This window comes from Bradyrhizobium sp. KZN70725 (assembly GCF_055264925.1).
Genome location: NZ_JBUYWT010000060.1, coordinates 38,884 through 45,998, shown reverse-complemented (window position 1 = coordinate 45,998; position 7,115 = coordinate 38,884). Strand labels below are relative to the sequence as shown.

The following is a 7,115-nucleotide window of genomic DNA, read 5'->3' as shown; positions in this document are numbered from 1 at the left end:
GACGCTCGCGCCAGGCTCCAGCGCCTCCATCACGACTTGGGCCTTAAACTCGTCCGACCAGCGTCGGCGAAGCTGCCGCGGCGCTCCCTCAAGACGGTCGGCGACCGCTTCGATCATATGGAAGGTTCTAGTTCCAGAACTAGGCGCAGACATAGAAGCTCACATCGGCTCACAAACTTAGCAGCCGATAGCCGATCGTTCACCTCCTCCGCCAGACGGGGTCTCCTTGCCGCTTACCTCCGAGCGCACGGCGCGGCTGCTCGAACAGTTGGAACTGGAGCTCGAAGACCTCGTCACCACGGCGAGCGAGGATGAGCTTGCGGCGCAGGCCGCAGCGGCGAAGACTCAGAACGTCCGCCCCTTCACGCGCAAGCGGCCGGTGCGCAAGCCCTGGCCGGACGACATCGAACACGAGCGCGTCGTCATTGACGCTCCGACGAGCTGCGCCTGCTGCGGCGGATCGCGGCTGGCGAAGATCGGCGAGGATGTGACCAAGACGCTGGAGGAGATCCCGCGTCGCTTCAAGGTCATAGAGACAGTGCGCGAGAAGTTCACCTGCCGCGATTGCGAGAAGATCAGCCAGCCGCCTGCGCCGTTCCATGCCACGCCGCGCGGCTTCATCGGCCCACAATTGCTGGCGACGATCCTGTTCGACAAGTTCGGCATGCATATCCCGCTCAACCGCCAGAGTGCGCGCTTCAAGGCCGAGAGGATTGATTTGCCGCTGTCGACGCTGGCCGACCAGGTCGGCCACGGGACCTTCGCCGTCATGCCGCTCTTCCACTTGATCGAACGCCATGTGCTCGCTGCCGAGCGCCTTCATGGCGATGACACCACCATCCGTATCCTGGCGAAGGGCAAGTGCACGACCGGGCGGATCTGGACTTATGTGCGGGATGACCGGCCCTTTGCCGGGCCGGCGCCGCCGGCGGCGGTCTATTACGCCTCGAGCGACCGACGAGGCGAGCATCCCCAGAAGCATCTGGCCGCCTTCGCCGGTATCCTGCAAGCCGATTGCTACAACGGCTTCGAGCCGCTGTTCGACCCGCAAAAGAAGGTGCTGCCGATTACGCCGGCGTTTTGCTTCGCCCATGCGCGGCGGGGCTTCTTCGAGCTGGCTGACATCGAGAAGAATGCCCGGGAAGGCAAGAGAGGTAAACCGGTCTCTCCGATCGCGCTGGAGGCGGTCAGGCGCCTGGATGTGTTGTTCGAGATCGAGCGCGCCATTAACGGCTGCGGCGCCGAAGAGCGGCACGCCGTGCGCCAGGAAAAGAGCAAGCCGCTCCTCGGGGACATGCACGCCTGGTTGTTGCGTGAGCGCGAAACCCTCTCTCGCTCGTCCGAGGTCCTGAAGCCGATGAATTACATGCTCAGGCGCTGGGACAACTTCGCCCGCTTCCTCGACGATGGCAGGATCTGCTTGACCAACAATTGCGCTGAGCGCGCATTGAGAGGCATCGCCCTGGGAAGGCGCAACTGGACCTTCGCCGGCAGCCAGCGTGGTGCCGACCGTGCCGCCATCATGCTGACGATCATCACGACCTGTCGTCTCAACGACGTCGATCCCAAGGCCTGGCTCGCCGACGTCCTCGCCCGTATCGCCGATCTTCCCGCTTCGCGTCTGCACGAACTGCTACCCTGGGAATGGAAGCTCCTGCGCCAAGGCGACAAGCCTGCCGATCAGCAGGCCGCCTGATCTTCACGCAACACCATCATAGAGCTCGCCGTGCCCGCGCGCATGCATCAATCAGGCGGTCTGCGTCGTATGCGTACCGAAGAACTCCGATGCGGCCTCCAGCAGATCGAGCGAGCAGGTGCCCTCGTCGAGATCGATGTTCGTCGATAACACCCGGGCCTTGAGATCAGTTGGAACGGGATTGAGGTCGTATGCCGGCGAGAGAGACCATCCTGCCTTTCCCAGCCACAGGAAACCGTGGTTGCGGAGGTGATCGTCGACATTGGAGATCAGCACGTTGAAGACGACACGCCGATAAAGGCCATGGGCATCCGTTTTCCCTTGTGCGCCGTGTTGAGCAAGGGCATCGACGACCTCCGGATAGCTGCCGCGCTCACCGTCCTTGGCGCCCATCATGGCCATCGCCGACAGGAACGGGATGCGGATCGCACCGTCGCGATCGAAGCGCCGCGACAGCATGACCGGCTTGCCGGCGACGTCGATCAGTTCGTGTTGCGGAGTAGCGATACCTGCCTGGCCAGCCAGCCGCAGTGCGATCTCTTCCCAGGTCTCCATGCTATAGTCGTCGGTCTCCTTCGGGAATTTGGCGATGGAGAGGCGACCATGTTGGTCAATGACTGAGGCCTTCGGGCGCCCGCCGCCGAGGGAAGAGCCGGGGGCAAGGATGAGTTGGAGATCCTCATCTGTTTCTTCATCCCGGAGAATCCGCTCGGTGATTTGGAGTAACCGGCCGAGTTCGATCAGGGCAGGAACGCCGGCCCGGGTCGGTGCCCGGAAAACGTCGTCGCCGATCCAGCGGAAACGGAGCGCGCCTAGCCGGCTCTCGTCGGCGACGCCCAGCAGATAGTCGCTTTCCGCGAGGGGTGCCAACAGCACGGCCCTCGTGTTCGGCGAGGCGGCGCTCGGCGCGCTGCATGAGACGGCGGCCCCAGGTGTCCGGCGCCGAGTCGCCGATGGAGCCAAAGATGGCCAATCGGGCAGAAGGAGCGAATGCGCCGCGTGTCAGTGCAAGCGCCGGCTCCAGCGAGAAGCGGTCCGGATCCTCAAGCCATGCAGCGTCGTACTCGAAGAGGATGGTCTCCGCGCCTCTGACGCGATTGCTCCTCGCCAACCCTATCGGGCGCGTGCGGCCGTCCAGATCGATGTGCACCTCGAACTCAGCCATCGTGGGATGGTCCGGTTAGCCGCTTGAGGTGGACGTGCTTGGGAAGATGCGCGCTGGCGAGGGCCTGGCCGACGCTGTCGTTGCTGATGTCGGCGACCTGACCCAGGCCGTCGAGCAGGCCGAGTGCCTGCAGCACGCCTGCGTAGATGCCGATGCTGACGCGGGTGTCACCGGCTTCGATTCTTTGCAGTGTCGACCGGGACGTGAATGCGCGCTCGGCCACGACCGCCATCGGCAGCCGTCGGCGTCGACGGGCGTCGTGGATGTCCGCCCCAAGCTTGCGTAGCGCGCGTCGGACCGCACCGGGAGGATTGTGGGGAGTAGGCATTGACGTCTTCATGCTTCAAATTCGGGAAATATGTAGCACGAAGGCTCCAATTTTCCTATGCGGTAGGCCCACGAGCCGAACGATAGATGGTATTATTTCCCTAATTCACGCCGGTGTCGGCCTGGAGTTTCGGACCTGGGCAGCCGCCCGCGCTCTGGCTTTCACACCGGCAGACTCGCTGAAGTGTCTGTCAATCTGAGTGAAGGACCATCTGTTTCCGTCAGGATTCGATCGATTGACAAGTCGATGCCAGGGCACGGTGTCGATCCAGGCGGATCATTTCAATTTTGAGCAAGAAATAGCAGCCGAGCGTCACCGCACGCGGAGCCTCACTCTTGATTCCGAGCATGACCGTGCCACGGACCAGCGGAAGATATTGCTCGATCATCTCAGGCACCGTCGGAGCGCTTCTGTGGGCCGTGAGAATTTCGCTCCAGCTTCTGCGCATCGCATCAAGGATGCTGCGGAACGCAAGCGTTCGGATATCCAGCGATTATGGAAGCGCGTACCGGCGCCGAGGCTCACTTCGCCGACATAGCGTGTCAGACAGTCGACGCTCCCATAGCGGCAGCTCGCCCTCCGCAACGAGTTGCGGATGTCCGAGCGCCCGCCGCGCATTGCTGCCGATGGCGTCTATCGAATCATCGCCGGAGCGCTGCTCGGCAAAAAATGCATTCCGACCGCGCTTAGAAGACACCGGCCCTCGCAATTGAACGATCCGAGGGGACGGAGCCTCGCTCTGATAGATCGGCGGCTATTGTTCCGCGGCGAGCGCCGTCGATGGGGGTATCGAAAATCACCGCATCATCTTCGGCATCCCCCTAAGCACCTCTACTCCGCGATCATGGCAGTCGACGCGCGGCGAACCTCGTACGCGCTCCAAAGGAGCACGGAGCTTTTCAAATGTCCGATCCGAACACGGATAAGCCGCCGCGTTACTTACGCACGTCCGAAGCCGCGCGCTTCTTGAGTTTGTCCGGCCGCACGTTGGAGAAACACCGAACCTACGGAACCGGTCCCGAGTATCACAAGATTGGCGGGCGTGTGGTCTACTCAGTAGCTGACCTGACAGCATGGGCCAAGCTCGGCAAGAAGAAGTCGACATCGGATCCTGGTGTCGGCACCGTACTGCCCGCAAAACGGCATGCGCCAATTCCCTATGCGGGTAAAGAGCGGCGCTAGGCCATGTCCGTCAGCAAATCCTCAGCGTATCGCCGCCGGCGTCGCGGCGCACTTCAGATCCTTTTTCCCGGCGAGCTGCGGGCCCCCGAGACGCGGCTTGAAATTGACGGGAATGCTCGTCAGGATCGTGATGGCCGCCTTGTGCGGCATCGCCCGCGTCAGTTCGTCGCCGCATTTGGTGATGCTCCCGATGCGACCGGTTTGCCCGGATTTATGGCGCCGTGGCGCCAATCGGAAATGAGCCCGGACATTGGTCGACTTCCTAAATCGTCTCGGATCCAGCGACACGTCGAACCCTGCGTGCAAGTCCATCGTTCGACTTCGTCGCCGACGGCTGGAATGCGCGATTCGCTCCAGCCGCGAATCGTTGCGCGGCATCGTCGCCGTAGCGCGGCATGCAAGGGGGCACAACTCGATAGTGCTGCTAGCCATAAATACCTGGGCTTCTTTCTGGCGAACCAGGCCTCAACTTTCATGGGAACTGACTGGCAACGTCAGGCCGCCAGGCCTGCTCACCTTCAGAAGAGGCACACGCGCTTCGCTGAGCCCAAAGCATACCGTTCCCGATTCGAGCGTCAGGGAGCGGCGGCATGAACGATCTCACGGAAGTGGAAGTCTTGTGGCTCGAGAAGCGTATCGAAAACCGCATTCGGTTCGGTCGTATTGTCAAGGAACGAAAGCTTGATCGTCACCGGCGTGTCCTATCATTTGCACCGGGTAGCATCTTTGCCTTCGTCCGTTGGACATCCAACGACTTTGGCACGATCATCTCGCGGATTGACATCTTACGCGCTGTCGCACCGGGACAGCGCTGCTCGACCGTACCCTATGTGAGGCCCGGCGGAGAGATCGTGCTGCGGCTCTCTGGCTGGCAGAAGGTCGAGCGCGTGTTGCAGATGATCGATGCCGTCGAGGCGCTTGGAATCGATCCGGCTGACGTCGCTCCCGATCATTGGCATCACGTTCATAACCGTCTGTCCGTCAACGAAAACCCGCGTCCATACACGAAAACACGCCACCAGGCCTGGCTCCATCGTCGCAGAGTGATGCGATGACGAGCCGCCTGATGACGCTGACCACGACGTCTGCGGTGGCTGCCGCGCTCATCGCGACGATCGTCCTGGAACCGCTTCCACTCTACATTTGGAATGCATCGGCAAGCGTGCCAATCGGTCTCTACAGCATACGACCGACGAAGCGCTTCCATGTCACCGAGCTGGTCGCCGTTCAGCCGCCGGAGCCGCTTGCGACCCTCCTCGATTTGAACGGCTATCTGCCGGTCGGCGTCCCCATGCTCAAGCGAGTCTTGGCAGTGCCCGGGCAGACGGTCTGCAGAAGCGGGCTCACGATTTCGGTGGATGATATTGCGGTGGGCGAGGCGAAGGACCGCGACGGACGCGGCCGGCCGCTGCCCAAATGGCAGGGCTGCCGCGTCGTCGGCGAGGGCGAGCTCTTTCTCATGAATTGGCAGTCGGACGACTCCATGGACGGCCGATATTTTGGATTTCTTCCAGCGTCGGCGGTGATTGGCTGTGCGCTCCCGGTCTGGACCTGGGAGGAGTGACCGTGCGTGTTCTAAGTGTTTATCCCGCCATTCCTCGGTTGGATCGGTTGCGGGACCATTCCTCCGTCCCAGCCAACGCTCGCAAGCCTGGCGGGCGCGGCGGTGGTCCAAATGATCGGCGCGAAGCGGCTTTACGCTGCACGGGCGCGAGCACGATAGCAGACTTGGCTCGGTCAGGTGTGCCTGTTTGGGTGGTCGTGTCGCTGCTGCTTGCTCTGACCGCATCGGACACTACCGCTCTGGCCCAAAACGGGTCCGATGCGCTCCCAGCGATCTGTCGAACCAACCACACGCTTTCGGCCTTCATCGAAGAAGCCTCACAACGTTTTACGATCCCAGCGCGGTGGATATGCTCGGTTTTGAGCGTCGAAACTGCTGGAAACATGCATGCCAAGTCGCCCAAGGGCGCAATGGGACTGATGCAGATCATGCCGGCAACTTGGGCGGAACTGCGCCAACGCTATGATCTAGGAAACGATCCATACGATCCGCGTGACAACATTCTGGCCGGCACGGCGTATCTCCGTGAATTGTTCGACCGCTACGGTCCGCGTGGCGTTTTTGCTGCGTACAACGCGGGACCAACTCGCTACGAAGAACATCTCGCGGGAGCCCCTTTGCCAGACGAGACGCGAGCATATGTAGCAAAGCTTGCAAATTTGCTTAGCATCCAACCGCCGCCGTCGTGTGCCGAGAGCCGGAGGTCATCAGTAGCTGCGACGCTGTTCGTTGAGCGAGCTGACCCGATGGAAGCGCGCGGTAGGCCGACAGCGTTTGTGCTCTCGCGCTACGCAACGATCGCAATCTCGCCGGGCGATGTTACGCAGATGGCCCCCAGGCGTACTGGCGTTTTTGTAGCTCGACCGGACTCGAGGGCGTTGCGATGACCAGCAATGGCTTGCTTCAGCAAGCAATCGGCGGAGCGGCGAGAGCAGTGGGCAGGCACGACATGTGCGTCCAGGGTGCTGCACATGACGTCATGTCTTGACGAGACTAGGGGCCTCGGCCGGCAATGCGTCGACTCGGCGAGCTCCTACTCCGTGCGGGGCCCTGCCATGGCAGCTGCCGCCTTCGCGATCACTGCTTCGGCGCGCTCTATGGCGGCGCGGAATTCTCCGCTCTTCCAAGTATCAACCGAATGGCCGTCATCCTACGACTCGTCTGTGACGTCTTGCGCGGG

8 protein-coding genes and 2 pseudogenes are annotated in these 7,115 nt (G+C 62.0%); 5 read left to right on the top strand and 5 right to left on the bottom strand.

Annotated elements, in window-relative coordinates:
* Positions 1-117, bottom strand: a 117-nt coding sequence (locus tag ACZBJS_RS35395; RefSeq protein ID WP_463439837.1) for a transposase, incomplete at its 3' end; no start/stop codon positions are given.
* Positions 118-238: 121 nt separating this feature from the next.
* On the opposite strand from ACZBJS_RS35395, the pseudogene tnpC reads away from it, so the two are divergent.
* Positions 239-1,696: pseudogene (gene tnpC, locus ACZBJS_RS35390) on the top strand (IS66 family transposase); the annotation flags it as partial.
* Between the two features lie 51 nt (positions 1,697-1,747).
* Here the strand turns inward: tnpC and ACZBJS_RS35385 are convergent.
* From ACZBJS_RS35385 to ACZBJS_RS35375, 3 genes and pseudogenes are all read right to left on the bottom strand, one after another.
* A pseudogene (locus ACZBJS_RS35385) lies at positions 1,748-2,861 on the bottom strand (type II toxin-antitoxin system HipA family toxin).
* Positions 2,854-3,189, bottom strand: a complete 336-nt coding sequence (locus ACZBJS_RS35380; RefSeq protein ID WP_229158329.1) for a helix-turn-helix domain-containing protein — start codon at positions 3,187-3,189, stop codon at positions 2,854-2,856. The pseudogene ACZBJS_RS35385 and the gene ACZBJS_RS35380 overlap by 8 nt, the downstream one beginning before the upstream one ends.
* 220 nt (positions 3,190-3,409) lie before the next feature.
* Positions 3,410-3,577: a hypothetical protein gene (locus ACZBJS_RS35375; RefSeq protein WP_229158330.1), complete on the bottom strand. Its 168-nt coding sequence runs from the start codon at positions 3,575-3,577 to the stop codon at positions 3,410-3,412.
* 515 nt (positions 3,578-4,092) lie between these two features.
* Here ACZBJS_RS35375 and ACZBJS_RS35370 point away from each other — a divergent pair.
* The gene (locus tag ACZBJS_RS35370) at positions 4,093-4,371 is read left to right on the top strand and encodes a helix-turn-helix transcriptional regulator (RefSeq protein WP_463439836.1); all 279 of its coding nucleotides are present in this window, start codon (positions 4,093-4,095) and stop codon (positions 4,369-4,371) included.
* A 21-nt stretch (positions 4,372-4,392) separates the two neighbouring features.
* Here ACZBJS_RS35370 and ACZBJS_RS35365 read toward each other — a convergent pair whose 3' ends face one another.
* Entirely contained in the window at positions 4,393-4,749 is a 357-nt protein-coding gene (locus ACZBJS_RS35365) for a transposase (RefSeq protein ID WP_463439835.1), read from the bottom strand.
* 212 nt (positions 4,750-4,961) lie between these two features.
* Here ACZBJS_RS35365 and ACZBJS_RS35360 point away from each other — a divergent pair, with 212 nt between their 5' ends.
* The 3 genes from ACZBJS_RS35360 to ACZBJS_RS35350 are packed head-to-tail and all read left to right on the top strand — an operon-like array spanning position 4,962 to position 6,822.
* A complete protein-coding gene (locus ACZBJS_RS35360; protein ID WP_463439834.1) occupies positions 4,962-5,426 on the top strand; it encodes a DUF2840 domain-containing protein in 465 nt (154 codons plus the stop codon).
* Entirely contained in the window at positions 5,423-5,935 is a 513-nt protein-coding gene (locus ACZBJS_RS35355) for a S26 family signal peptidase (RefSeq protein WP_463439833.1), read from the top strand. Before ACZBJS_RS35360 ends, ACZBJS_RS35355 begins: the two co-directional genes overlap by 4 nt.
* The gene (locus ACZBJS_RS35350; RefSeq protein ID WP_463439832.1) at positions 5,932-6,822 is read left to right on the top strand and encodes a lytic transglycosylase domain-containing protein; all 891 of its coding nucleotides are present in this window, start codon (positions 5,932-5,934) and stop codon (positions 6,820-6,822) included. The genes ACZBJS_RS35355 and ACZBJS_RS35350 overlap by 4 nt, the downstream gene beginning before the upstream one ends.
* Positions 6,823-7,115 lie beyond the last annotated feature (293 nt).

What these genes read in the sequence shown, in the direction of transcription:
- ACZBJS_RS35360 (WP_463439834.1), top strand. Translation starts at nt 4,962, where the DNA reads ATGAACGATCTCACGGAAGTGGAAGTCTTGTGGCTCGAGAAGCGTATC.
- ACZBJS_RS35380 (WP_229158329.1), bottom strand. Translation starts at nt 3,189, where the DNA reads ATGCCTACTCCCCACAATCCTCCCGGTGCGGTCCGACGCGCGCTACGC.
- ACZBJS_RS35370 (WP_463439836.1), top strand. Translation starts at nt 4,093, where the DNA reads ATGTCCGATCCGAACACGGATAAGCCGCCGCGTTACTTACGCACGTCC.
- ACZBJS_RS35355 (WP_463439833.1), top strand. Translation starts at nt 5,423, where the DNA reads ATGACGAGCCGCCTGATGACGCTGACCACGACGTCTGCGGTGGCTGCC.
- ACZBJS_RS35365 (WP_463439835.1), bottom strand. Translation starts at nt 4,749, where the DNA reads ATGCCGCGCAACGATTCGCGGCTGGAGCGAATCGCGCATTCCAGCCGT.
- ACZBJS_RS35375 (WP_229158330.1), bottom strand. Translation starts at nt 3,577, where the DNA reads ATGATCGAGCAATATCTTCCGCTGGTCCGTGGCACGGTCATGCTCGGA.